This window comes from Undibacterium sp. GrIS 1.8 (assembly GCF_040544445.1).
In the GTDB taxonomy this organism is placed as follows: Bacteria; Pseudomonadota; Gammaproteobacteria; order Burkholderiales; family Burkholderiaceae_D; genus Undibacterium.
Genome location: NZ_JBEONQ010000129.1, coordinates 1 through 1,403, shown reverse-complemented (window position 1 = coordinate 1,403; position 1,403 = coordinate 1). Strand labels below are relative to the sequence as shown.

The 1,403-nt window shown below is 45.3% G+C and carries 1 pseudogene; it reads left to right on the top strand.

The features are described from left to right. A pseudogene (locus AAKU64_RS22475) lies at positions 1–234 on the top strand (glutamine--fructose-6-phosphate transaminase (isomerizing)); the annotation flags it as partial. Between the last annotated feature and the right edge of the window lie 1,169 nt (positions 235–1,403).

Genomic DNA, 1,403 nt, shown 5'->3' with positions numbered 1-1,403 from the left:
AACATGCAAGAAGTCCGCGCCCGTGGCGGCGAGCTGTACGTCTTCGCCGACGCAGATTCCCGCATTGCCTCAAGCGAAGGCGTACACGTCATCCGTTTGCCGGAACATTACGGCATGTTGTCACCGATATTGCATACTGTACCGCTGCAATTGCTGGCGTATCACACTGCGCTGGCACGTGGAACGGACGTCGATAAGCCTCGGAATTTGGCTAAGAGCGTAACGGTGGAATAATTAGTTTGTGTCTTAGGAAGCAAATATTCTTGGCAATTAAAATCGTCAACTGAACATTAAAGTCGTAAACTAAAAACTCCCAACAAATGCCCAAATCTTGAATTTCAAGTTTGGGCATTTTTGCATCTGAATTTGACCATGAATAGCCTCTTGGTTTATCACGATATCGCTATAAAGTGTTTCTAGTTGGACGCCACTATCAATTATTGAATGGCACAAATTCAGGAAGAATGACTGATTCGGTGACCAAGTGACGAGAGATGCCATTATTAAGCGGAGAGATGACATCGTTGCTGACTGCGCTTCCGAGCGAAACCTTATTCAGTATTCGAGCCGCCAGCATGCGCTTTGGAGGCATGCCCTCGCCAAAAAAACGAGTCTGCTGTTGTATGGAAATGCACAAGGGGATATCACCACGATCTGCAGAATTGTCTTCATGCGTTTTGTGAGCGAACAGAAAATCGCTATGGGAGTTGCGCTGAGATTTGTTTAGAAAGAACCTTATTAAGATTTTACCGGTGCTTTATTCCCGCCGATGAGACAGCAAATGCGATCGCAGTTATGTTTGGAGAAGTGTCCGCCATCTCAAACTCAAATTAGGCCTATTGACCAGCCGGTTTCGGGCGAATCATCCACTCAAGTGTCAAACAGCGTGCAGTGTCAAACAGCGTGCAATACTTCTCGCTGTTTGCACATAGACAAATGAATGGTCGCTCCCTGGCACGCCATCCAGCAGCAAAGGCCTAATTAAATTTAACATCACCGAAGTTATTGTAAATCCAGATGCGGGTAGTCAATTTTAGCGTTGCTATCAGAAACTTGTCATCTCGTTTAGGCTAGCCCTAGTGCTTTTGCGACTTGACTAAATAGTCTCGGGTGATCGCGAAGACATTAAAACTTCTCGCTCACGTTCTGCAGTCACTGGCAGAGGCAACGCACAACGCAGGTAAAGTTTGAATCGTGAGAGATTCTCCTGACATCATTGAGTGCGCGTCGATAACCTGCTCAAATTAATAGCAATTTGTAGACAAGACTGCACCACTAGGCTTTCGGACATTATTTATTAATATGAAATAAGAGGTTCTTGCAAAACGAAACACCGGAGAGTAATTTTATTGCGAGAAGCGCAAAATAGATGAGAAAGGAGCGGCCATTTCTGGCAAGATGAA